21 protein-coding genes are annotated in these 22,319 nt (G+C 70.9%); 11 read left to right on the top strand and 10 right to left on the bottom strand.

The window, feature by feature from the left end; genetic code table 11:
* Positions 1-157 precede the first annotated feature (157 nt).
* The gene (locus tag AC0VYL_RS02645) at positions 158-796 is read left to right on the top strand and encodes a TetR/AcrR family transcriptional regulator (RefSeq protein ID WP_475482213.1); all 639 of its coding nucleotides are present in this window, start codon (positions 158-160) and stop codon (positions 794-796) included.
* Positions 786-1,121: a glyoxalase superfamily protein gene (locus AC0VYL_RS02640; protein WP_475482212.1), complete on the top strand. Its 336-nt coding sequence runs from the start codon at positions 786-788 to the stop codon at positions 1,119-1,121. The genes AC0VYL_RS02645 and AC0VYL_RS02640 overlap by 11 nt, the downstream gene beginning before the upstream one ends.
* A 246-nt stretch (positions 1,122-1,367) precedes the next feature.
* Here AC0VYL_RS02640 and ptsP read toward each other — a convergent pair whose 3' ends face one another.
* The 6 genes from ptsP to AC0VYL_RS02610 all read right to left on the bottom strand — a co-directional run bounded on the left by ptsP (position 1,368) and on the right by AC0VYL_RS02610 (position 7,000).
* Entirely contained in the window at positions 1,368-3,056 is a 1,689-nt protein-coding gene (ptsP, locus tag AC0VYL_RS02635; RefSeq protein ID WP_475482211.1) for a phosphoenolpyruvate--protein phosphotransferase, read from the bottom strand.
* A gap of 89 nt (positions 3,057-3,145) precedes the next feature.
* Complete coding sequence (locus tag AC0VYL_RS02630; RefSeq protein WP_475458732.1) at positions 3,146-4,186, bottom strand: zinc-dependent dehydrogenase; 1,041 nt, start codon at positions 4,184-4,186, stop codon at positions 3,146-3,148.
* Between the two features lie 76 nt (positions 4,187-4,262).
* Positions 4,263-4,703 (bottom strand): PTS mannitol transporter subunit IIA, encoded by a 441-nt coding sequence (locus AC0VYL_RS02625; RefSeq protein WP_475458730.1) that lies wholly within the window; start codon positions 4,701-4,703, stop codon positions 4,263-4,265.
* Positions 4,693-5,001, bottom strand: coding sequence for a PTS lactose transporter subunit IIB (locus AC0VYL_RS02620; RefSeq protein ID WP_475458727.1), 309 nt, complete (start codon positions 4,999-5,001; stop codon positions 4,693-4,695). Before AC0VYL_RS02620 ends, AC0VYL_RS02625 begins: the two co-directional genes overlap by 11 nt.
* Positions 5,002-5,042: 41 nt before the next feature.
* Positions 5,043-6,155 (bottom strand): mannitol-specific PTS transporter subunit IIC, encoded by a 1,113-nt coding sequence (gene mtlA / locus AC0VYL_RS02615; protein ID WP_475458724.1) that lies wholly within the window; start codon positions 6,153-6,155, stop codon positions 5,043-5,045.
* A gap of 83 nt (positions 6,156-6,238) precedes the next feature.
* Positions 6,239-7,000: a DeoR/GlpR family DNA-binding transcription regulator gene (locus AC0VYL_RS02610; RefSeq protein ID WP_475458722.1), complete on the bottom strand. Its 762-nt coding sequence runs from the start codon at positions 6,998-7,000 to the stop codon at positions 6,239-6,241.
* Positions 7,001-7,363: 363 nt separating this feature from the next.
* Here AC0VYL_RS02610 and pfkB point away from each other — a divergent pair, with 363 nt between their 5' ends.
* A complete protein-coding gene (gene pfkB, locus AC0VYL_RS02605) occupies positions 7,364-8,305 on the top strand; it encodes a 1-phosphofructokinase (RefSeq protein WP_475482210.1) in 942 nt (313 codons plus the stop codon).
* Between the two features lie 77 nt (positions 8,306-8,382).
* Positions 8,383-8,652 carry an HPr family phosphocarrier protein gene (locus AC0VYL_RS02600; protein WP_378737825.1) on the top strand — a complete coding sequence of 90 codons (270 nt, stop codon included), beginning with the start codon at positions 8,383-8,385 and terminating at the stop codon, positions 8,650-8,652.
* A 36-nt stretch (positions 8,653-8,688) separates the two neighbouring features.
* Here AC0VYL_RS02600 and AC0VYL_RS02595 read toward each other — a convergent pair whose 3' ends face one another.
* Positions 8,689-10,320: an AMP-binding protein gene (locus AC0VYL_RS02595; protein WP_475483453.1), complete on the bottom strand. Its 1,632-nt coding sequence runs from the start codon at positions 10,318-10,320 to the stop codon at positions 8,689-8,691.
* Positions 10,321-10,470: 150 nt separating this feature from the next.
* Positions 10,471-11,226 (bottom strand): SDR family oxidoreductase, encoded by a 756-nt coding sequence (locus tag AC0VYL_RS02590; protein WP_475482209.1) that lies wholly within the window; start codon positions 11,224-11,226, stop codon positions 10,471-10,473.
* Between the two features lie 574 nt (positions 11,227-11,800).
* Between AC0VYL_RS02590 and AC0VYL_RS02585 the strand changes: the two genes are divergently transcribed.
* The 4 genes from AC0VYL_RS02585 to AC0VYL_RS02570 all read left to right on the top strand — a co-directional run bounded on the left by AC0VYL_RS02585 (position 11,801) and on the right by AC0VYL_RS02570 (position 17,781).
* Entirely contained in the window at positions 11,801-14,620 is a 2,820-nt protein-coding gene (locus AC0VYL_RS02585; RefSeq protein WP_475482208.1) for a PEP/pyruvate-binding domain-containing protein, read from the top strand.
* 9 nt (positions 14,621-14,629) lie between these two features.
* Complete coding sequence (locus AC0VYL_RS02580) at positions 14,630-15,289, top strand: TetR/AcrR family transcriptional regulator (RefSeq protein ID WP_475482207.1); 660 nt, start codon at positions 14,630-14,632, stop codon at positions 15,287-15,289.
* Between the two features lie 123 nt (positions 15,290-15,412).
* Positions 15,413-16,690 carry an MFS transporter gene (locus AC0VYL_RS02575; RefSeq protein WP_475482206.1) on the top strand — a complete coding sequence of 426 codons (1,278 nt, stop codon included), beginning with the start codon at positions 15,413-15,415 and terminating at the stop codon, positions 16,688-16,690.
* Positions 16,691-16,764: 74 nt separating this feature from the next.
* The gene (locus AC0VYL_RS02570) at positions 16,765-17,781 is read left to right on the top strand and encodes a nitronate monooxygenase (protein WP_475482205.1); all 1,017 of its coding nucleotides are present in this window, start codon (positions 16,765-16,767) and stop codon (positions 17,779-17,781) included.
* Here the strand turns inward: AC0VYL_RS02570 and AC0VYL_RS02565 are convergent.
* Both AC0VYL_RS02565 and AC0VYL_RS02560 read right to left on the bottom strand, forming a co-directional pair.
* Entirely contained in the window at positions 17,778-17,930 is a 153-nt protein-coding gene (locus AC0VYL_RS02565) for a hypothetical protein (RefSeq protein ID WP_475482204.1), read from the bottom strand. The two genes, AC0VYL_RS02570 and AC0VYL_RS02565, sit on opposite strands and share 4 nt — an antisense overlap.
* A gap of 72 nt (positions 17,931-18,002) precedes the next feature.
* Positions 18,003-18,704, bottom strand: a complete 702-nt coding sequence (locus AC0VYL_RS02560; protein WP_475482203.1) for an Eco29kI family restriction endonuclease — start codon at positions 18,702-18,704, stop codon at positions 18,003-18,005.
* A gap of 125 nt (positions 18,705-18,829) precedes the next feature.
* Here AC0VYL_RS02560 and AC0VYL_RS02555 point away from each other — a divergent pair, with 125 nt between their 5' ends.
* The 3 genes from AC0VYL_RS02555 to AC0VYL_RS02545 all read left to right on the top strand — a co-directional run bounded on the left by AC0VYL_RS02555 (position 18,830) and on the right by AC0VYL_RS02545 (position 22,316).
* Positions 18,830-20,146, top strand: coding sequence for a DNA cytosine methyltransferase (locus AC0VYL_RS02555; RefSeq protein ID WP_475482202.1), 1,317 nt, complete (start codon positions 18,830-18,832; stop codon positions 20,144-20,146).
* 78 nt (positions 20,147-20,224) lie between these two features.
* Positions 20,225-20,956: a very short patch repair endonuclease gene (locus AC0VYL_RS02550; RefSeq protein ID WP_475482201.1), complete on the top strand. Its 732-nt coding sequence runs from the start codon at positions 20,225-20,227 to the stop codon at positions 20,954-20,956.
* A gap of 166 nt (positions 20,957-21,122) precedes the next feature.
* Positions 21,123-22,316: an MFS transporter gene (locus AC0VYL_RS02545; protein ID WP_475482200.1), complete on the top strand. Its 1,194-nt coding sequence runs from the start codon at positions 21,123-21,125 to the stop codon at positions 22,314-22,316.
* Positions 22,317-22,319: the final 3 nt, after the last annotated feature.

Below are 22,319 nucleotides of genomic sequence, written 5' to 3'. Positions count from 1 at the left end.
GTGTCTTCTCTTCTGGCTTCCGGTACCAGACGAGATTATGTCAGTGACTGACATTAGACAATCGCTGACTTTTGTCAGTGACTGACATCACCTCGATCCCGCGTGTATCCTCCAGGGACAGGAAGATGGCGTCTCACCCGGGAGTGGAGGCACGTCCATGAGCACGACGAGCCCCGAGAGCGTCGGGCTGCGCGAGCGCAAGAAGGCCGAACTGCGCAACACCCTCATCGAGTCCGGGCTGCGCCTCTTCCATGAGAAGGGCTACGAGGCGACCACCACGGAGGAGATCGCCGCCTGCGCCGGGGTCTCCCAGCGGACGTTCTTCCGGTACTTCGCCTCCAAGGAGAACGTGGTCCTGGAGGCGATCGAGGAGGTCGACGAGCTCCTCTGCGCGTTCGTGCGCGACCGCCCCGCCGACGAGCCGCCCTTCCGTGCGCTGCGCAACGCGATGCGGGATCACTGGGAGGTACTGGAGCGCGAGGAACTGCACCTCCAGGGCAGCGCCGCCAACTTCATCTCACGGAGCCCCGAGCTCATCGAGGTGAACATGCGCTACTGCGTCCGACGCCAGTCCCGTCTCGCTCGCGTCATCGCCGAACGCGCCGGGGTGGACCCGGCCGACCACCGGCCCGGCCTGGTGGCGGCGGTCTTCTACGCCACGCTCAACAACGGCTTCCAGGTGTGGGCGGATTCGGGGTGCGGTGACAAGACGGACGGGTTACTCCGGTGCTTCCTCGACCAGCTCGACCTGGTCCCCGAGGCCGTCTGCGGGAGCTGGGGGCAGGATGGTGGCTGAGGAGGTCGTTCCCATCCTTCGGGTGGCCGACGCCGCCGTCGCCCTCCGCTGGTACCAGCGCCTGGGGTTCACCCTGGAGTGGGAGCACCGCTTCGAACCCGGCTTCCCCACCTTCATGGAGATCGGCCGGGGAGGGATGCGGCTCTTCCTGTCCGAGCACACGGGCGACGCCCGCCCGGACACCCTCGTGTACCTGCGGGTGAGGGACGTGGACGCGATCGCCGCCGAGTTCGGCGCGACTGTGGAGGAGGCTCCCTGGGCGCGCGAGACCGAACTCCGCGACCCCGACGGCAACCGCCTGCGCGTGGGCACCCCGAAGGACTGAACCGCGCCCGCCGTCGTGGGCGGGCGCACGGAGGAACTCAGCCGGTCTGCGGGCCGTTCGACCCCCTGCCCCCGAGGTGGCGGTGCGCGAGCGGCCTCAGCGGTTCCGTTCGCGTGGGCGCGGTGACCCGCTCGAAAGGGTCACCGTCCGGGTGTGGCAGCCCTCCTCACCGGAGTCGCGCCGGGACACACGAAGAGGCCCCGGCGACCAGGCCGGGACCTCTTCCATGAATTCAGACCACGAGGGTCAGAGGTCGGTGACCTCGGGGTGGGCCGCCTTCCGGACGGACTCGCGGGCCTGCGCCGGGGTCTCGGCGTTCAGGGCGAGGCTGGCCAGCGCGCGGCACTCCTCCTCGGTGTGCCGTGCCAGCGCGAAGCGCACGGCGGGCAGGGCCGGGGGCGCGGCGGAGAGGCTGGTGACGCCTAGACCCACCAGCACCAGCGCCAGGAGGGGGTCGGCGGCGGCCTCGCCGCACACCCCCACGGAGCGCTCCGCGCGCTGTCCGGCGGCACCCACCTGGCCGATCAGGGCCAGGAGCGCGGGCTGCCAGGGGTCCAGCAGGTCAGGAAGCGAACCCAGGGTACGGTCGGCCGCCATCGTGTACTGCGCCAGGTCGTTGGTGCCGATGGACACGAAGTCCACCCGGGACAGCAGCCGGTCCGCGAGCAGCGCGGCGGCGGGCACCTCCACCATCACGCCGACCTCGGTGATCCCCGCGTCGCGGGCGAGGGTCGCGAACTCCTCCGTCTCGGCGGGCGTGGACACCATCGGCGCCATCACCCGGACCCGGGTGTGCTCGCAGGCCTTCGTCGCGGCCGCGATGGCGGTGAGCTGGTCGGAGAGCAGGTTCGGGTGCACGCGGGTGGTGCGGAAGCCGCGCACGCCCAGCGCCGGGTTGTCCTCCTCCCCGGTCTCAGCGAACGCCAGGGGCTTGTCCGAGCCCGCGTCCAGGGTCCGCACCGTCACGGTGCGCCCCTTGAAGGCCCGGAACAGCCTGGTGTAGGCCTCGGTCTGCTCGGCGACCGTCGGCGGCTCCGCTCTGTCGAGGAAGAGGAACTCGGTCCGCAGGAGACCGATGCCCTCGCTGTCGTGAGCGGCGGCCTCGTCCGGGTCGCCCTCGCCCGCGTTGAGCAGGAGGGACACCGGGACACCGTCGGACGTCCGGCCGGGGCCGGAGCTCTCGGCCAGGACGGCGCGGCGCCGCTCGGCCCGCAGGCGGACCCGCTCGGCCACCTCGGGGTCCGGGTCCACCTCGACGGTGCCCTGGTCACCGTCCACGGCCACCAGGGTGCCGTCGGTCAGGTCGGCGGCCCCCGGACAGCCCACCACGGCGGGCAGACCCAGGGACCGGGCGAGGATGACGGTGTGGCTGGTGGGCCCGCCCAGGCGGGTGACGATGGCCTTCACCTGGCTCGTGTCCAGGCGCACGGTGTCGGCGGGCGCGAGGTCCTCGGCCACCAGCACGTGCGGGTGACCGGGGTCCGGCAGCCCCGGCATGGGCAGCCCCAGGAGGACGGAGACCGCCCGGTCCCGGATGTCGGCCAGGTCGGCGGCGCGCTCGGCCAGGTAGCCACCGGCGGCGAGGAGCAGGTCCTGGTAGCGGCCGCAGGCGTCCCGCACCGCCCAGGCGGCGGCCCGGCTCTCCGCGATGCCTTCCTCGACCTGGCGCCGCAGCTCCGGGTCCCGGGCCATGAGCGCCTGCGCGTTGAGCACCGCGGCGGCCTCACCGTCCAGCCCGGCGGCACGGCCTTCGAGGTCGGTGGCCACGCTCTCCAGCGCGGCGCGCGCGGCCTCCTGCTCGGCCCCGACGTCGGCCACCTCGGGCTCGACGTCCGGGAGCGAGGGCGGAGCCGCCATCCTGGCCACCGGAGCGACGGCCCCACCCGGACCAGCCGCGATGCCTTCCAGTGCCCGGGTGGGGTTCGTCTGCTCCATGTGTGCTCTCCTGAGGGGGTCTGTTTTCAACTAGCCAACCCGGAAACGGCTCGCGACGCCAGGGTGGATCCGGGATCTGTGGACAGGGGTCAGGGCTCGATGGTCACCTTGACGGCCGTGCCCGAGGCCACGGTCTCGATCGCCTTGTGGACGTCGGCCAGCGGCATCCGCTCGGTGATCAGGTCGGCGACCGGCACGGCGCCCGAGGAGATCAGTTCGAGGGCGCGCTTATTGTGCTGAGGGCTGGAGCCGTTGGCACCGAAGATCGAGATCTCCTTGTAGTGCACGACGTTGGCGTCCAGCTGGATGACCGGCGCGTCCTTGGGCAGCCCGCCGAAGAAGCTGATCCGGCCGCTGCGCGCCACCATCTGGAGCGCGTCCTCCTGCGCCTTCCCGGAGGCGGCGGCGGTGATGACCACGTCCGCGCCGCGCTCGCCGGTGAGGCGGCGCACCTCCGCGACGGCGTCGGTCTCCTCGCCGCAGATCGCGGCGTCCGGCTCGACGAGGGCGGCGGACATGTCCAGGCGCCCCCGGTTGAGGTCCACCAGGTACACCTTGGCCGCGCCCTTGGCCCGGGCCAGCCGCACGTGCAGGCAGCCGATGGGACCGGCGCCCATGACCACGACCGTGTCGCCCTCACCCACCCCGGCGATCTCCTGGCCGTTGAGCACGCAGGCCAGCGGCTCGGCCACGGAGGCCTCGGCGAGGTCCACGTTGTCGGGCACCCGGTTGACGCCGTCCACCGCGAGGACGGCCTCGGGGATGATCATGTACTCGGCGAAACCGCCGTCGTAGTGGTAGCCCATGGACTCCTGGTTGGAGCAGACCGTGAAACGGCCGTCGGAGCACTCCACGCACTTCCCGCAGGGGATGGCCGCGATGACCTGAACGCGGTCGCCCTCGGCCCAGCCGTCGACACCCTCACCAACCTCGACGATCCGGCCGGCGATCTCGTGGCCGATGACCCGGGGCGGGCGGATGTGGTGGTGGCCGTGCTTGGAGATCTTCACGTCGGTGCCGCAGGTGGAGCAGTTGGCGACGGCGATCTTGAGCTGCCCCGGTCCGGGGGTGGGCTCGGGTGCCTGCTCCAGACGGATGTCACCTGGGGCGTAGAAGCGGGCGACGAGCATGTTCGGGCCTTTCTGGTGGGGCTTGGCCGGGGCGGGTTCCTCCGCCCCGGCCGGTGGAGCGTTCTGTGGTTCGGGCTCAGCCCGCGGCGGGTGCGAGGAGTTCGAGGACGTCGTCCACGCTGGTGGCGGAGCGCAGGCGGGCCGCGCGCTCGGGGTCGGTGAGGACCCCGGCCAGCGAGGACAGCACCTTGAGGTGCTCGTCGCCAGAGGCCGCGATGCCGATGGCGACGTGCACGGTGGGCCCGCCCCAGTCGATCCCCTCCGGGAACTGGATCACGGCCAGGGCCGTCTTCCTGACCATCGTCCGCGAGGCGTCGGTGCCGTGCGGGATGGCCACCCCCTCCCCCACGAAGGTGGGGATGGAGGCCTCGCGCTCGTGCATCGCGGGCACGTACCCGGGCTCGACGGCGCCGAGCTCCACGAGGAGGGCTCCGCACTGGTCGATGGCGTCGGCGCGGTCCTTGGCGGACCCACCGAGCCGCACGGACTCGGCGGTGAGGGTGAGGTCAGTCGGCAAGGGTGCCACCGTCCCGGATGGCCGCCTCCACACGGGCGAAGGCGGGGTCACCGAGGAACATCTGGAAGGGCACTACCACGGTGTCGGTGACACGGTGGCGGGCGCGGTCGACCAGCCCGGTGTGGCACAGGACGAGGTCGGCGTCCTCGGGGATGCGGTCGACCGGGGAGTGCTCGACGCTGACGCCGTGGGGCGACAGGGTCTTCTTGAGCTGCGTGGTGAGCAGGACGCTGCTGCCCATCCCGGCGTCGCAGGCGACGACGACCTTCTTGATGTCGGAACCTTCGATGGAGGCCATGAACGGTTCTCCCTGTTCTGTGGTGAGTGGGTTTCGGTGGACTACTCGCCCTGGTCTGCCTGGGCCTTCTCCGCCTTGGCCTTCTCGGCCTCGGCGGCCTCGCGTTCGGCCTTGCGCTCGGCCCGGCCGAAGCCGAGGAGCAGCGAGGCGACGGCGAACGAGGCGAGCGTGCCGACGACGACACCGGCCAGGACGCCGATGTGGTCGCCGCGCGGGGTGACCGCCATGAGCGCGAAGATGCTCCCGGGCGCCGGGGTGGCGAGCAGGCCGACGTCGAAGAGGAGGAACGTGGTGATGCCGGACATGCCGCCCGCGATGGCCGCGAGGATCAGCTTGGGCTGGGCGAGGATGTACGGGAAGTAGATCTCGTGGATGCCACCGAAGAAGTGGATGATGATCGCACCGGGGGCGGTCGCCCTGCTCAGCTTCGGGCCGAAGAGCATGCAGGCCAGGAGGATGCCCAGACCGGGGCCGGGGCTGGTCTCGATGAGGAACTCGATGGCCTTGCCCTGGTCCGCGACCCGCACCACGCCGAGGGGCCCGAGGACACCGTGGTTGATGGCGTTGTTGAGGAACAGGACCTTGGCGGGCTCGATGATGATCGAGACCAGCGGCAGGACCGAGAGGTCGATCAGGAACTGCACGCCCTTGCCGAGCCAGGCGGCGATGGTGGTGACCACCGGCCCGATGGCGTACAGCCCCGTGATGGCCATGAGGCCGCCGAGGATGCCCGCGCTGAAGTTGTTGACCAGCATCTCGAAGCCGCTGGGGGTCCTGGGCTGGAGGACCTTGTCGATCTGCTTGATCAGGTAGGCGGCGAGCGGACCGGCCAGCATCGCGCCGAGGAACATCGGGATGTCGGCGGAGACGATCACACCGATGGTCGCGATGGCGCCGACCACGCCGCCGCGCTTGTCGTAGATGAGGTGACCGCCGGTGTAGCCGATCAGCAACGGCAGCAGGAAGCCGATCATCGGGTCGACGAGCTGGGCCATGTGCTCGTTGGGCCACCAGCCGTCGGGGATGAACAGCGCAGTGATGAGGCCCCAGGCGATGAACGCGCCGATGTTGGGCATCACCATGCTCGCCAGGAATCCACCGAAGCGCTGGACTCTGGAGCGCACGGCGACGAGTCTGCCTTGCTGGGTTGACATGGGGGAACCTCCTGGGAGGTCCGGCGGGCGGTCTGCCTCGGCCGGGAAGGGAATGGCTGTGGGGTGGTCAGGCTGTGGGGTCGTCAGACGGAGCGGACGGAGGGACCGGCCGTCTCCAGTTCGTCCGAGAGTCCGTCCGCGAGTCCGTCGTCGGTGATGACCAGGTCGAGGTCCTCGACGGCGGCGAAACGGGCGAAGTGGTCGTTGCCGACCTTGGTGTGGTCGGCGAGGAGCACGGAGCGCCGAGAGGAGGCGATCATGGCCCGCTTGACCTCGGCCTCGGCCGGGTCGGGGGTGGTCAGACCACGTTCGACGGACACTCCGTTGGTGGCCATGAAGGCCACGTCGACGAAGCACTCAGCGAGGGCGCGCAGCGCCCAGGCCTCGACGCTGGCCTGGGTCCTGGTGCGCAGGCGCCCACCGAGGAGCATGAGGTTGATGTTGGTTCTGGGAGTGAGGGTGAGGGCTATCGAGAGGGAGTTGGTGACGACGGTGAGCTCGCGGTCCGTGGGCAGCTGTTCGGCCAGGCGCCCCGTGGTGGATCCGGCGTCCAGGAGGATGGCGCCCTCGTCGGGGAGTTCGTCGAGGGCGGCCTTGGCGATCCGCTCCTTCTCCTGGGTCATGACGGAGTCGCGCACAGTGAGAGCGGGCTCGAAGCCCAGTCGCTCGACGGGGATCGCGCCACCGTGGACCCTGCGCAGGACCCCGTGCCGCTCCAGGGCGGTGAGGTCGCGGCGGACGGTCTCATAGGTCACGTCGAACTCCGAGGCGAGCCCCGTGACGTCGACCCGGCCGTCGTGGCGGGCGCGTTCGAGGATCACCTTCTGGCGCTCTTCCGCGTACATGTTGGATCACCTGTGTTTCGGTGTGGTTTTCGGTGAGTTTAATGGTGTTGCATGGGACACACAAGGGGTATCTCCCCCCAATATCCCAGCAACCCCACCAGGTTGTCAGCAGAGGGATCATCCGACCCTCGGGCGTCGTGACCAGGAGACCGCACAGCCCACACCGCCCCTGAGCGACCGAAGAGCACCCATCGGATCCGCGTCACACCATTGACACACACAGACAAACACACATAATCAAAGACAGAACCACATCCCTGATGGAGCCACCCACAGCCAGCCGAACCCCACCTCCTCGGGCGCACCCCTCCACCCCCGGAGGCACCCGGACCGGGCGCGTCACACCCCTCGAAGAGAGCACCCATGATCCTGACCCTCACCCCGAACCCGAGCGTCGACCACACCCTTGAGGTCGACCGCCTCGTCCGAGGCGAGGTCCTCCGCGTGCGCGCCACCCGCTCCCAGGCGGGTGGCAAGGGAGTGAACGTCTCCCGGGCCCTGTTCGGCAACGGGGTCCCCACCCGAGCGGTCCTCCCCGTCGGCGGTGGCGGCGGGGCCGAACTCGTCACCCTCCTCGACGACCTGCCCCGCGTCACCGTGCCCATCGCCGGGGAGACCCGCGCGAACGTCACCGTCACCGAGACCGACGGCACCACCACCAAGCTCAACGCCGCCGGCCCCACGATGTCCCCCGAGGAGATCGAGGCCCTGCTCGGCGCCCTGGAGGGCGAGCTGACCCGCGCCCCCTCCTGGGTCGTGGCCAGCGGCAGCCTGCCCGCCGGGGTCCCCGAGGACCTGTACGTGCGCGTCGCCGGCCTGGCCGCCGCCCACGGCGTGCCCCTGGCCCTGGACACGTCCGGAGCGCCGCTGGCGGCCGCCGCCAAGGCCGGGTCGATCTCCCTGCTCAAGCCCAACCAGGAGGAACTCGCGGCGCTGGTCGGCCGGGAGCTGGCCACCCTCGGAGACGTCACCGAGGCGGCCCGCGAGGTCCTCGCCTGGGGCAACGAGTCGGCCCTGGTCACCCTCGGCGGCCACGGCGCCCTGCTCGTCACCGAGCGGGACGCGCGTTGGGCGCGCGGACCGCGGGTACGCACCCTGAGTACCGTGGGCGCGGGAGACAGCGCGCTCGCGGGCTTCCTCGCCGGAGAGGGCTCACCCCACGAGCGCCTCCGTCAGGCCGTGGCCTGGGGGACCGCGGCCGTCGCACTCCCGGGAACGACCGTCCCCCACCTCGACGACGTCGCCACCGACGGGGTCAGCCCGGCCACCGAGCCCGACCCCGCCTGGCGGATCGACGCGTCGTGACCGCCCGTTCCACAGCCACAGACCGCCGTGAACGGGGCCGGACCACCCGGCCCCTCCCGACACCCCCAAGGACTGACATGCCCGAGCGCACCGTTGTCATCGGCTCCCTCCTCGGCCTGCACGCCCGGCCCGCGACCCTCTTCGTCCAGGCGGTCAACGAGACCGGCCTGCCCGTGACCGTCTCCCGCGCGGACCACAAACCGGTGGACGCCCGCAGCGTGCTCGCGGTGATGGCGATGGGGGCCTCGCACGGCGAGACCGTCACGCTGACCTGCGAGGACGAGGGCTCGGACGCGGCTCTGGACGGGCTGGTGGAGATGCTGGGCAAGGAACTCGACCCGAAGTAGCCCGAACCGGGGCGGGCGGCCGTCCCCGCCCGCCCCTCAGATCAGCCCCGCGTCGAGCAGACGGACGGCCTCCTCGCGCATCTCCACCTTGCGGACCTTGCCGGTGACCGTCATGGGGAACTCGTCCACCACGTGGACGTAGCGCGGCACCTTGTAGTGCGCGATCCGCCCCTCGCAGAAGGCGCGCAGGGCTTCGGCGGTGAGGGGCCGGGCGCCGTCGCGCATGCGCACCCACACCATGAGCTCCTCGCCGTACTTCTGGTCGGGGACCCCGATGACCTGCGCGTCCAGCAGGTCCGGGTGGGTGTACAGCAACTCCTCGACCTCGCGCGGGTAGACGTTCTCGCCGCCTCGGATCACCATGTCCTTGATCCGGCCGGTGATGCTGACGTAGCCGTCGAGGTCCATGACGGCGAGGTCACCGGTGTGCATCCAGCGGGCCGCGTCCACCACCTCGGCGGTCCGGTCGGGCTGGTCCCAGTAACCGAGCATCACGGAGTAGCCCCGGGTACAGAGTTCGCCGGGGGTGCCGCGTGGGACCGTGACCCCGGTGTCGGGATCGACGACCTTCACCTCCAGGTGCGGGCCCACTCTTCCCACGGTGGACACCCGGCGCTCCACCGAGTCGTCGACGCGGGTCTGGGTGCTCACCGGAGAGGTCTCCGTCATCCCGTAGCAGATCGACACCTCGGCCATGCCCATCCGGTCGATGACCTGGCGCATCACCTCCACCGGACACGGTGACCCGGCCATGATCCCGGTCCGCAGTGTGGAGAGGTCGTAGGAGTCGAAGTCGGGGAGAGCGAGCTCCGCGATGAACATGGCGGGCACCCCGTACAGCGAGGTGCAGCGCTCGGCCTGGACGGCGTCGAGCGCGGCGGCGGGGTCGAACCCGGGACCGGGGATGACCATGCAGGCGCCGTGGCTGGTGGCGGCCAGGTTTCCCATCACCATGCCGAAGCAATGATAAAAGGGCACCGGTAGACAAATACGGTCATACTCGGCATACCCCAGCAGCTCACCGACGGAGTGGCCGTTGTTGAGGATGTTGTGGTGGGAGAGGGTCGCGCCCTTGGGGAACCCGGTCGTGCCGGAGGTGTACTGGATGTTGACCGGGTCGTCCGGGGAGAGCGTGGCCTCGACCGCGGCCAGCCTCGCGGGGTCGCCCTCGTCACCGGCCGCGAGCAGGGCCTCCCAGGCGGGACCGTCGAAGAGCACCACCTCGCGCAGTTCGGGGCACTCGCCGCGCACCCGCTCGATCATCGCCGCGTAGTCGGAGGTCTTGAAGGACGGCGCGGCGACCAGTACGGAGACGCCCGCCTGGTTGAGCACGTACTCCAGCTCGTGGGTGCGGTAGGCGGGGTTGATGTTCACCAGGACGGCGCCGACGCGGGCGGTCGCGTACTGCACGAGGACCCACTCGGACCGGTTGGGCGACCAGACGCCGACCCGGTCGCCCTTGGCCACGCCGAGGCCGAGGAGTCCCAACGCGACCCGCTCGACCTCGGCGCCGAACTCCGCGTAGGTGAGCCGGAGCCCGGAGGCGCGGTCGACCAGGGCGTCCCGGTCGGGGTGCGCGGCGACGGTCCGGGCCAGGTCACCACCGATGGTGTCACCGAGCAACGGGGTGGTCGAGGTACCGGAGGCGTAGCTGGGAAGGGCGTTCACACTCAAGTCCAGGCTCCTAGCCGTGCGCGCGACAGAGGGCCCCACGTCCGGGAGAGGCGCCGTTTCACCCCTTCCGCCATGTAAGCCAGATCACACCTATCACGCGCTCCGGCCCCCGGGAAAGCCTTCCGCGACGCCCCCGGTCGTCGCCTACTCCCTGACCCGGTGGACCTTGTGCGCGGCCGCCTGGGCGCGCGGACGGACCACGAGCAGGTCGACGTTGACGTGCGGCGGCCGGGTGATCGCCCACACGATCGTGTCCGCCACGTCCTCGGCGCTCAACGGGTCCGGCACCCCGGCGTACACGGCCTCGGCCCCCTCGGCGTCCCCGCGCAGGCGGTTGAGGGAGAACTCCTCGGTCCTGACCATCCCGGGGGCCACCTCCAGCACCCGGACCGGTTCCCCGCACAGCTCCAGGCGGAGCGTGGCGGCCAGCGTGTGGGCCCCGTGCTTGGCGGCCACGTAACCGCCGCCGCCCTCGTAGACCCCGTGCCCGGCCACCGAGGAGACGACCAGGACGGTGCCGTCCCCGCTCGCGATGAGCGCGGGGAGGAGGGCCTGGGTCATGTTGAGCACGCCCAGGACGTTGACCTCGTACATGCGCCGCCAGTCGGCGGGGTCGCCGGTGGCGATGGTCTCGGTGCCGATCGCCCCGCCCGCGTTGTTGACCAGCACGTCGCAGGAGCCCAGGGCCTCCGCGAAGGCGTCGACCGCCGGACGGTCCGTGACGTCGAGGACCTGGGCGCGCGCCGAGTGACCGTTTCCGGTGATCTCCTCGGCCAGCGCCTCGATCCGGTCGGCGCGGCGGGCCACCAGGACCACGTCGTAGCCCTCGGCGGCGAGCCCGCGCGCGGTGGCGGCACCGATCCCGCTGCTGGCTCCGGTGACGACCGCGGTCGCTGTCATGTGGTTCCTCCCAAGGTCAGGTGTCGCGCCGAGCGTATCGGGGGGCGCGGCCCCCGCCGCGTGGCGGGGCCGAGGGGGAAACACGTGGAGTTCCTGCCGGGGCCCACGGTCGGGACGGCACGGGGCAGTGGGCGGCACGGGTCAGGGCTCGCAGCCCGACCGGGTGGTGCCGTCGGAGCGAGGCGCTGGGCTTCGAGGAGAACCCTGGGGCGGACGATGGCCCGCGACGGAGGCCGGAGGCCCCTGTCGGGGAGGAGGCAGCGGCAGGACCGGCGGGGGCCGAGAGCGCAGGGGGTTCTTCGCTCCCCAGCGAAGAACCCGGAGGCCGAAAGGAAACGTTGCGTTTCCTATCATCTCGAACTACAGTTTAGGAAACGCATCGTTCTCTAGCTCGCGAGGGGGCGGACCGGTGGCACCTGGAAGCCAGGAACCAAGAGGCGCCCTGCCGGAGGAAGCCGGCACCCCGAGGCCGAGCACAACCGACGGGACCCCACCGGCCCACCCGCTCCGACAGTCGACGGCGGCACTGCGGCTGGCGGAGAGGGCCCGACCCCGCACCCGACCGGGAGGCACCGTGAACCCCGACCCCACCGGCACGCCTGCGGTCGCGCCACTGGACGCCTTCGGCGCCGACGATCTGCCCCTGGTCGGCGGCAAGGCGGCCAACCTGGGCGAGCTGCGCCGCGCCGGGCTACCCGTGCCCGACGGGTTCGTGGTGACCACCGAGGCCTACGCGGCGGTCGCGGAGTCCGTGGGGCTGGGCGACCTCGTCCACTCGATGGACCGGGCCGCCCCGGAGGGCTCCGCACCACCGGCCCGCTCCGGCGACGGTCCGGTATCGACTGCGAGCGCACCCGCGTCCACGACGAGTCCCTCCCCGAAGGCGGACCCCGACGACCGCCCCGGAACCGAGGGCCCACGGGCCACACCACCCCCTGACCCGGAGGGCTCCCTCGCTCCGGAGGGCCATCCCCTGGGAGGACCGTGGCCGGAGGAGCTTCGAGCCGCCGTGACGAGCGCGCCCGTCCCCGACGAGCTGCGGCGGAGCATCGCCCGGGCCTACGAGCGGCTGGGGTCGGACGTCGCGGTCGCGGTGCGTTCCAGTGCCACCGCCGAGGACCTGCCCGGCGCGGCCTTCGCCGGGCAGCAGGACACCTACCTCAACGTGGTCGGCGCGGACGCGGTGGTCGCTGCGGTCCGTCGCTGCTGGGCCTCGTTGTGGACCGACCGGGCGGTGGCCTACCGCAGGGAGAGGGCGGTGGACCAGGCCGAGGTCCGCATCGCCGTCGTGGTCCAGGAGATGGTGGACTCCGAGGTGGCCGGGGTGATGTTCACCGCCGACCCGGTGAGCGGGGCGCGCGACCGGATCGTGGTGGACGCTGCCTCCGGGCTCGGTGAATCGGTGGTGTCGGGCCTGGTCACCCCGGACCACTACCTGCTGGACCAGCGCGGCCGGGTCATGGAGTGGACACCCGGGCGCGACGAGGTGGTGATCCGGTCGGTGGCCGGCGGCGGGGTCCACCACGAGGAGGCACCGGGCCGGGGCGGGGGTACCGACCGGGGAGCGCCGGTCCGATCCGGACGGCCCGCCGCGACCGGCGCGGGCGCCGCGGACAGCGCGGACGGCCCGGACAGCGCGGACGGCCCGGACAGCCCGGGTTCGCGGCGGGCGCTGCTCTCCGGGGACCAGCTGACGATCCTGGCCGCGCACGCCCGGACGATCGCCGCGCACTTCGGTCGGCCGCAGGACATCGAGTGGGCCCTGTCCGAACAGAGGTTCCGGATCGTGCAGTCCCGCCCGATGACGGCTCTGCCGCCGCCCCCCACCCCGCTCAACCGGCGGCAACGACTCCAGGCGTCCATCCTCACCGAATACCTGCCCACCCGCCCCTACCCCATGGACGTGAGCACCTGGCTGGGGCGCGGACCCGCCGCGATGATGCGCGAGATCACCGAGTACTACGGGCTGGCGGGGGCCTTCACCGACTACCTCCGGGAGGAGGAGGGGGTGGTGGTCCAGCTCGTGCCGCCCTCCCCGCGTCCGACACCACGCATGGTGCTCACCCCCTGGAAGCTGGTCCGCAAGGCGCGGCGCTTCCGCTCCTCCGACTGGACGGCGGACCCGAGGCTGGCGGGCTTCCTGGAGGAGGCCGACGCCCTGGACGCCCAGGACCCGGCCGCCCTGTCCTGGGCCGAACTGGTGCGGGTGCCCGACCAGGCCCTGGCCCTGATGGGGCCCTGCCGTGACCTGAGGATCGACTATCTCCCCGGCAGCGGGCTAGCCCTGGCTCGGATGGCGCTGGCCACGGCCGTCCTCGGGCACCGCTCCCTGCTTCCGGACCTGATGGGCGGCGCCCGTACCCGCACCGAGGACTCCAACGAGGCCCTGCGGGCGCTCGCGGACCGGGCCCGCGCCGTCCCGGAGCTGTACCGGCTGTTCACCGAACGGCAGCCCGCCGAGATCCTGGGCGCGCTGCGCGAGGAGGGTGCCGAGACCGCGTACGCCACCTTCCGCACCGAGCTCGACGCCTACCTGCGCGAGTACGGGCGCCGGGAGACCACCTCCCCGCTGCTGGTGAGCCCGCCGACCCTGGCCGAGTCCCCCGAGGTGGTCCTGGGACTGGTGCGTTCCCTGCTGGCGCGGGAAGGTCAGCCCGGGGCGGGTACCGTCTCCCGGTCCTCCGAGGCGCGGCGCCGGATGCTCGGGCACCCCCTGCTCCGTGGACACCGCGCCCGGGCCAGGGTCGAACGGTGGCTGCGGGAGGCCCAGGACGGCGTGGCACTGCGCGAGGACACCCACTTCTACTTCACCGCGTCACTGCCAGCCCTGCGCCGGGCCCTGCTGGAGATCGGGGACCGGCTCCACCGGGCGGACGTGCTCGCCGAACCCTCCGATGTCTTCCACCTGCGCATGGAGGAGGTGCTGGAGGTCCGGGACGTCGAGGCGATCCCCACCGCACAGGCTGACCGCCTGCGCTCCCTCGTGCGGGCCCGGGCCGCCAAGCGGGCCGAACTGGCCGGGGTCGCGATGATCGACCCTGCCGAGGCCTTCCCGCGCGGCGGCACCGGCGACGCCCTGGTCACGGGTGCTCCGGCCAGTTCGGGGAGGGTGAGCGGGCCGGTCCGGATCGTCCGGGGTGCCGAGGACTTCCCCCGGCTCCGGGAGGGTGACGTGCTGGTCTGTCCCTACACCAACCCGGCGTGGACACCGTTGTTCCAGCGGGCCGCCGCGGTGGTCGTCGACTCGGGGGCGATCGCCTCCCACGCGGCGATCGTGGCCCGGGAGTACGGGATTCCCGCGGTGATGGGCACCGGGACCGGGACGACCGTCCTCACCGACGGCGAGCCGGTGACCGTGGACGGCGGCAGCGGCCGGGTCACCAGACCTTCGTAGGATGCGAACATGTCCGCCGAGAGCACCGACCACCGCAAACGCCCCCGCCGAAGAGGGGAGGCCCTGGTCAACGCCATCCTCGAAGCCACCATCGAGGAGCTGGCGGAACAGGGGTACGCGGCACTGACCATGGAGGGGGTCGCCGAACGGGCCAGGGCGAGCAAGGCCTCGCTCTACCGGCGCTGGACCTCGCGGTCCACCCTGGTGATGGACGCGGTGTACCACCTGTTGCCGCACCCGTCCGACATCCCCGACACCGGCGGGCTCCGAGGTGACCTCCTGGTCCTGCTGCGGCAGAACGCACGGACCCTCTCCGGTCCGGCCGGAGCCGCGCTGCGCGGCCTGCTCGGTGAGGCCCTGCCGTATCCGGAGCACGCTGCGGAGATCCGCTCACGTTCCCAGGGCATGGGGCGGAAGATGATGGAGGAGGTGGCACGCAGAGCCGTGGCCCGGGGGGAGATCCCCGCCGAAGCGGTGGTCGGCGCCCGCCTGGACGTGGGTCAGGCGTTGCTGCGCCACCACTTCCTCTTCCGGTTGGAACCCATCCCCGACGATCTGGTGGTGGAGATCGTGGACACGGTCCTGGTCCCGCTGTTCCACACCCTTCCGCACGAGGATGCCGATCACGGCGAACGGGTGACCAGGGCGGACGCGCGGGCCTCACGGTGACGGAAGCGCCGGGAACCACTTCGGGAGCCCGGGAAAACGCGTGGAGTGGCAGGGCGGGGCGCTGTTAGCGTCGGCGAAACCCCACCGGCCCGGTGCACGGGTCCCGACGGAAGCGGGCCGCCCATGTCCCCCAGCACTTCCGATCCGACCCCGGACGAAACCGCCCCACCCGCACCGCTTCCGAAGGGGAGCCGGTTTCCGCTCCTGGCGCGGCTCAGCGCCTTCACCCTGGTCAGTACCTCGGCCGACTTCGCCTACGGCGCGGTCTTCGTCACCGTGATCCTCGCGCGCGGGGCCGACCCCTGGGCCGTGGGACTCATCCTGGCCGGGGGCCACCTCATCGGTTTGGTCATGGAGGCGCCCAGCGGAGCCCTGGGCGACCGGTACGGGCACCGCCGTCTGCTGACCCTCGGCCTCCTGGTGTGGGGGTCGGGGTTGGTGGCCCTCGGTCTGGCGGACGGACTCGTGTTGACCGTGGTGGGCGTGTGCCTGGGCAACATCGGCATGTCCCTGAAGTCCGGCACCCTTGAAGCGATCCTGATCAACCGGATCGGCTCCCACGACAGGAACGCCCGCATCACGAGGATCGTGCGGGTCGCCTCGGTGTCCACGCGCCTGGGTTCCGTGCTGGGTGCGGCCTCCGTGATGGTCGGGGGCACGTGGTTGTCGGCGGGCACGATGATCACCGTGGGCGGCGCCCTCGTCCTCCTGTTGGGCGTGCTGGCCCCCGTGTGCTTCCCGCCGACCTCTGGGCGGCGGGACCGGCGGGTGGGAGCCATCGTCCTGGAGTCGGTGGTCCTGGTGGCCTCCCGCCGGTTCCTCCCCCCGGTGGTGCTGGCCCTGTCCCTGATGGTCGCGACCATGCTGCTCGTGGTGTCCTGGCAGCCCATGCTGCTGGCCGAGTACGGCGACGACGTGCGCCTCAACGGCCTGGTGCTCCTGGTCATGAGCCTGTCCCTGGCCGCCGGGGCGGCCTGCGCCCGCTGGGTGCACCCGGACCGTCCGCACGTGTGGGGCGCGCTGCTGTCGATGGGGATCGGCCTCCCACTGGTCCTGGCCGCCCACGGAGCGGTTCCGCTGCTGGCGGGCCTGGTGGCGGCGGAGTTCCTCATCGGGCTGGGAGGGGTGCTCTCCGGGGCCTGGTGCCAGCTGATGTTCACCGACGCCAACCGGAACACGATGTTCTCGGCGGTGACGGTGGTGACCCTGCTCGGCAGCGCGCTCACGACCAGTTCGTTCGGGTGGCTGTGGGACCTGTGGGGCATCGCCACCGCCGTGTCCGTCCTGGCCGTGTTCGCCTTCGCGCTGGCCGCCGCCGCGCTGGTCCTCACCCGGCTCCTGCCGGAGTCGGCGGACTTCACCTGGGCCGTGCGGCGCAACGAGGACGCGGCCCGGGACTGATCCGGCGCGCCTGTTAGCCTGCGCGCAGGTCACGCGGGGAGCGTCCCGCACCGGACCCCCGGAAGGCGGGAAACATGGATCTGCACGAACTCCTCGGTGCGCGCCGCGTCCTCCAGGCCCCCATGGCCGGAGGCACGTCCACCCCCGCCCTGGTCCACGCCGTGGACGGTGCGGGCGGCCTGGGGTCCCTGGCCGCCGGGTACCTGTCCGCGGAGGCGCTGGCCGAACGGATCACCGGGGTACGCGGGCTGGGGACCGACGTGTTCGGAGTGAACGTGTTCGTCCCCTCGGGCTCACCGACGCCCGCGTCCGTGCTCGACGGCTACCGGGGGGACCTCGCGGGGGAGGCCGACCGGCACGGGTCCGAGGTCGGCCCGCCCACGTACGACGACGACGCCTGGGACGCCAAGATCGACCTCCTGGCGAGCTCCCCCGTCACCGTCGTGAGCTTCACCTTCGGCTGCCCCTCCGCCCGGGTCCTGGAGCGGCTGCGCGACGCGGGTTCGGCCACGGTCGTCACCGCCACCACCGTCGAGGAGGCCCGGACCGCCGTGGCCCGGGGTGCCGACGGGGTGTGCGTCCAGGGTCTGGAGGCGGGCGGGCACCGCGCCACCTTCGACCCCGCCCGGGGCGACGACAGGCCCCTGCTCTCCCTGCTGCCCGACGTGGTGCGCGCCGTCGACGTGCCGGTGGTCGCCGCCGGGGGAATCATGGCCGAGGAGGACGTCGCCGCCGCCCTGGCCGCCGGGGCCACCGCCGTCCAGTTGGGCACGGCCTTCCTCCGGTGCCCGGAGAGCGGCGCCCAGCCCGCGCACAAGGCCGCGCTGGCTGACCCGTCCTTCGCCGGGACCTCACTGACCCGCGCGTTCACCGGTCGTCCGGCGCGCGGACTCACCAACCGGTTCATGGCCGAGCACCCGGACGCGCCCGCGGCCTACCCCGAGGTCCACCACATGACGAAGCCGCTGCGTGCCGCCGCCGCGCGGGCCGGCGACACCGGGGGCATGGCCCTGTGGGCGGGGACCGGGTTCCGTCGGGCCCGGGAGCTGCCCGCCGCGGACCTGGTCGCCTCGCTCCGCGACGCCGTCTAGCGGGGCCAGTCGTCGGTGAGGGCCACGAGCGCGTCGGGCAGTCCGGCCCGCCAGCAGGCCCGGTCGTGGCCGCCGTTGTACTCGACCAGGGTCGCGAACCCGTCGTCGCGGCCCAGTTCCGCGCCCCGACGCAGCAGGGCCCGGTGCACGCGCCCGTTGGCCCCGATCAGCGACCACTCGCGTGGCCCCGCGCCCGGACGCCTGGCGCCGTGTGGCCCGAGTCACTGGGGCCCTATGCGTGGGGGGACGAGGTTCAGAGGGACTCCACTCGCGGATTTGCGCTCCGGCCCATGAGTCTTCAGATGCAGCCTCACTTCCTCTTCTAGCTTCGGGGCTCCTCCCGGACGCTCGGGCATGCCCTCGGCCCAGGACACCCCGGGATGTACCTGGTGCCACTTGGGCCGACGCCCCTCAATCCTCTTCTTCCCTGGCGGATTGACGCCGAATCCTTCGAGAATCATGTTCCAAACGGGCTTGAGCTCCGAGATCATCAGCCTTTCAGCCATCGGGGTGAAGAGATCGTCTGCTGGCAGATAGCGAGCCTGGAAATCAATCAGGTCCAGGTTTTTCGCTGCTTCGATGGTTCGCGCGTGCTTATTGAGCCGATCCCGCAGACGGAAGCCCTCCCAGGCCCGATGCACCTCTCCCCCCTTTCGCGACCCCGAAGGGTCTGCTTTACCTACGTAAATCGGAACTTGGAGCTCCAGGGACGAGATGGGCTCGTAAAGCTCACTATCACCCGTGTAATAGAGGGCGTAAATTCCGCAACCCGGAAATTGGGGAATATCACCCAACGGCACAGGACTCGAGGCAACCAGCGCCCATAGAACACTGCGGCCAAGATTTTCTCTCTTCAATGGGTCGTACACCCACCCGGGCGTGGATTTAGAGTCCACCTGACCCTCCGAGAAATTCTCACCCATTTTATTTCCGTTCTTTTGAAGCTCCGCCAGGCATTTTCATCCGCAGGCCACTCGATCCGACTTTAGACGACTTAGATCACAATCGTGTGGACAATGAACAAAGAGGGACTATTCCGCGGTATGCTTTGACCATCACTGAGCTGCTGGGGGGACCGAACATGGACCGGAAGTCTGTAGAGCTGTTCGCAGGGGGCGGCGGGCTCGCGATGGCTGTGCATGGGGCCGGTTTCCGACCGCTTCTCGTCAACGAGTTCGCCAAGCGGGCCGTGGAGACGCTGACCGTCAACGGGGCGACGCTCCGGGAACCCTCGGACACCTCCGTTCCTGGTCCTGACTCGGCGTACGGGTCTCGGGCGACGGGTTGGCCGTTGGTCCCGGGTGATGTGCGGGACATCCCTTCCTTCGAGTTCTTGGCTCCTGCCGGGGTCGACGTCCTTGCGGGCGGACCACCCTGTCAGCCCTTCAGCCTCGGAGGTGTGGCGAGGGGGGACGAGGACGAGCGGAACATGTTCCCTGAGATGTTCCGGGCGATCCGCGAGATGCGCCCGAAGGCCGTCGTTTGCGAGAACGTGCGGGGCCTGCTCCGAACATCCTTCCAGCGTTATTTCGAGTACATCAAGAGGGAGATGAGTTTGCCGTTCGTGCGACGGGCGGAGGGCGCCACTTGGGAGGAGCATGACGCCGTCCTACAGGATCGCCTCGCGAATGGCTCTGTGGATCCCACCGAGCGCTATCACGTGGTGCACGTGCCTGTGAACGCGGCGGACTACGGTGTGCCCCAGATTCGTCATCGCGTCATCATCGTCGCCTTCCGGTCCGACCTGGGAGTGGATTGGGCCCGTCACCAGCCCGTTCCCGAGTACTCGGAGGCCGCGCTGATCGAGTCCATGCACGATGGGACCTACTGGAAACGACATGACGACGCGCCTGGCATCGACACGACGCGGGAGAGGGTGATGGCTGATCTGCGCCCCCCCGGTTTCATGTCGGATGGGCTGCGCCCTTGGCGGACGCTCAGGGACGCGATCAGGGGCGTCGATGAGAATGAGGGGGTGCCTCTGCCGCCCGTCCCGGAGGAGGCCGTGCGAGGGAAGCTGGTCGTTGGCGGAGTCCCTGACCACGTTGGTTGGCCTGGGGCGCGAATCTACACCGGGCACACCCCCAACGAGCTGGATCGCCCCGCGAAGACGGTCAAGGCTGGTGTGCATGGGGTGCCGGGTGGTGAGTCAGTGATGCGTCTGGACGACTCCACCTTCGACGGGGCGGGCTACCGGTACATGACGGTGCGGGAGACTGCCAGGGTGATGACCTTCCCTGACGAATGGGAACTGGCTGGGCCCCGTGGTGAGAAGATGCGCCAACTGGGGAACGCCGTTCCGGTTCGACTCGGGCGGGTGTTCGCGGACGCTGTTCGGAACGCGCTCGAAGAAGCGGGGGCTTGAGCCTTGCCCACGGGACGTGCGCAACGAGGCTGGGGTGACCGCCCCCCGCCTCCACGAGCCTGGCGACCTCGCCCGGGGATGACGCGCGCGGCTCGGTCGGCGGAACAGGATCGAGCGGTCGGCGGACGTGGTCGTCGTGTGGTCGTCATCTCCGACGGGACTGAGGCGACCGGGTCGGTCGCTCTACGGGTGTATGACCGCACTCGTCGTATCCGCGCCTACTTGCGATGGTCGGAGAACGGACGAACCCGCGAACGCTACTTGGGAGAGGTCGATGCCGACACACGCGCCGCCAACTTGGCGCGGGCGTGGAACCTCGCCCGTGCGGCCGGATTGGTCAGGGACCGGGCCCTTCCGATCGGCTCCACCGCGACCTCCGGGGCGGCACGCGCGACCATGAGAGCGAACAAGGGACGTGACACCGGTCCTGAGTTGCTCCTTCGATCACTCCTGCATGCGCGAGGCCTTCGTTACCGCGTCAACGCCCGACCGCTGCCGGAACTGGCGCGGACCGCCGATGTCGTTTTCCGAAAGGCGCGTGTCGCTGTCTTCGTGGACGGCTGCTACTGGCACGGGTGTCCCGAGCACCATCGCCCGGCCAAGCGGAGAGCGGACTTCTGGCGCGACAAGATCGAGGGAAATCAGGCGCGCGACACCGACACGAACGAAAAGCTGCGAGCCCAAGGGTGGACAGTCGTCCGAGTGTGGGAGCACGAGACACCGGAAACTGCTCTGGAGAGGGTCTTGACGGCGCTCGATGAAGGCCTGGAGGGATCCTCTCCTGGTTCCGGGGGATCTAACACCACCTGAGTCTTGTCGGTTCGAAGCCTGGTGTGTCTGGGCGGGGGAATCGACGACGAGGCTGATCCTCGGCTGACCCCGGCGGGGAAGGCACCGCTTCCGGGAGGGCGGTTCGACTGTCGGTGTCGGCCCCTAGAGTGGCCGCTGCCCCCAGCGTCCACCCCCTGGAGCCCCCGTGACCCAGACTGGTCAGCGCCGTTCCCTGTGGCGCTTCAGCCGCGACGAACGCACCCTCGTGCTGGGTTCGCTGCTCAACTCCATGGCGTTCTTCGCCGCCCTGCCGTTCGCCGCGCTCTACCTCGCGGACCGGACGGAACTGTCGGCCGCGGGGATCGGCGCGGTGGTCGGTGGCATTCCGCTGATCGCCGCGTTCGGCGGCCTCCTGAGCGGGATGGTCGCCGACCGGTTCGGCGCCGTCCGGCTCATGCGATGGGGGCTCCTGCTGAACGTGCTGGTCTACTCGGCGCTGGCGCTGGCCTCCGCTCCCGCCGCCATCGTGGCGCTCTTCCTCAGCCTGGGCGTGGCGCGCACGATGGTCGAACCGAGCATGAAGAAGCTGCTCTCCCTGTCCGACACCGGCGACGGCCGAATCTTCCGGGTCCGCTACATCACCCTGTGCATGGGTGCGATCGTCGGACCGGCCGTGGGCGGCGTCCTGTTCCACGTGGGTCCCGCGGCGTTCTTCCTGGCCCCGGCGGCCTTCTTCGCGCTCTACCTGTCAGTGGTGGTGGTGCGCGGCGCGGAATTGACGCGCTTGGAGACCTCCTCCAGGAGCACCACCCCAGTTCCGTGGACCGACGCCCTGCGTGACCGCCACCTGATGGCCGCCATCGGCGCGGGAGCGGTGGTCTTCCTGATCATGGCCCAGATGGACACGTCCATCCCGCTGTACATGAAGGGCGCCTACGGCGACCGGACGGAGTACCTGTTCGCCTCGTTGCTGGTGCTGAACGCCGCCCTGGCCCTGGCGGTACAGCCCCCGGTGATCTGGCTGTCCGAACGCCTCCCCCGGGGGCCGTTGGTGACCCTGGGGTGCGTGTTCTTCGCGGTCGCCTTCGTCTGCGTGTGGCTGGGCACGACCAACGTGGTCCTTCTGTACGTGGCCATCGTGTTCTGGACCCTGGGCGAGGCGATCCTGCTGCCCCTGCCGGACGTGGCGGTGCACTCCCTGGCCACGGACGACCGCAAGGGCGCCTACTTCGGCCTGTCCGAACTGCGCTACCTCGGGTTCTTCGTCGGTCCCGTCCTGGGCGGAGCCCTCCTGGACCTGTCCGCCCCCGCCTACTTCGCCACCATGGGGGCCGCCGTCTTCCTGTGCGTCCCCCTGCTCCTGCGCTCCTTCAAGGAGGAGCCTCGGCCCCAGGCCTGAGTA

Source organism: Nocardiopsis sp. iso_238 (assembly GCF_056173325.1).
The sequence above is the reverse complement of the archived record's forward strand: the minus strand, read 5'-3'. Positions and strand labels throughout refer to the sequence as shown.

What these genes read in the sequence shown, in the direction of transcription:
- AC0VYL_RS02560 (WP_475482203.1), bottom strand. Translation starts at nt 18,704, where the DNA reads ATGGGTGAGAATTTCTCGGAGGGTCAGGTGGACTCTAAATCCACGCCC.
- AC0VYL_RS02600 (WP_378737825.1), top strand. Translation starts at nt 8,383, where the DNA reads ATGCCCGAGCGCACCGTTGTCATCGGCTCCCTCCTCGGCCTGCACGCC.
- AC0VYL_RS02575 (WP_475482206.1), top strand. Translation starts at nt 15,413, where the DNA reads ATGTCCCCCAGCACTTCCGATCCGACCCCGGACGAAACCGCCCCACCC.
- AC0VYL_RS02620 (WP_475458727.1), bottom strand. Translation starts at nt 5,001, where the DNA reads ATGGCCTCCATCGAAGGTTCCGACATCAAGAAGGTCGTCGTCGCCTGC.
- AC0VYL_RS02645 (WP_475482213.1), top strand. Translation starts at nt 158, where the DNA reads ATGAGCACGACGAGCCCCGAGAGCGTCGGGCTGCGCGAGCGCAAGAAG.
- AC0VYL_RS02570 (WP_475482205.1), top strand. Translation starts at nt 16,765, where the DNA reads ATGGATCTGCACGAACTCCTCGGTGCGCGCCGCGTCCTCCAGGCCCCC.
- ptsP (WP_475482211.1), bottom strand. Translation starts at nt 3,056, where the DNA reads ATGGAGCAGACGAACCCCACCCGGGCACTGGAAGGCATCGCGGCTGGT.
- AC0VYL_RS02580 (WP_475482207.1), top strand. Translation starts at nt 14,630, where the DNA reads ATGTCCGCCGAGAGCACCGACCACCGCAAACGCCCCCGCCGAAGAGGG.
- AC0VYL_RS02590 (WP_475482209.1), bottom strand. Translation starts at nt 11,226, where the DNA reads ATGACAGCGACCGCGGTCGTCACCGGAGCCAGCAGCGGGATCGGTGCC.
- mtlA (WP_475458724.1), bottom strand. Translation starts at nt 6,155, where the DNA reads ATGTCAACCCAGCAAGGCAGACTCGTCGCCGTGCGCTCCAGAGTCCAG.
- AC0VYL_RS02550 (WP_475482201.1), top strand. Translation starts at nt 20,225, where the DNA reads ATGACGCGCGCGGCTCGGTCGGCGGAACAGGATCGAGCGGTCGGCGGA.
- AC0VYL_RS02640 (WP_475482212.1), top strand. Translation starts at nt 786, where the DNA reads ATGGTGGCTGAGGAGGTCGTTCCCATCCTTCGGGTGGCCGACGCCGCC.
- pfkB (WP_475482210.1), top strand. Translation starts at nt 7,364, where the DNA reads ATGATCCTGACCCTCACCCCGAACCCGAGCGTCGACCACACCCTTGAG.
- AC0VYL_RS02630 (WP_475458732.1), bottom strand. Translation starts at nt 4,186, where the DNA reads ATGCTCGTCGCCCGCTTCTACGCCCCAGGTGACATCCGTCTGGAGCAG.
- AC0VYL_RS02610 (WP_475458722.1), bottom strand. Translation starts at nt 7,000, where the DNA reads ATGTACGCGGAAGAGCGCCAGAAGGTGATCCTCGAACGCGCCCGCCAC.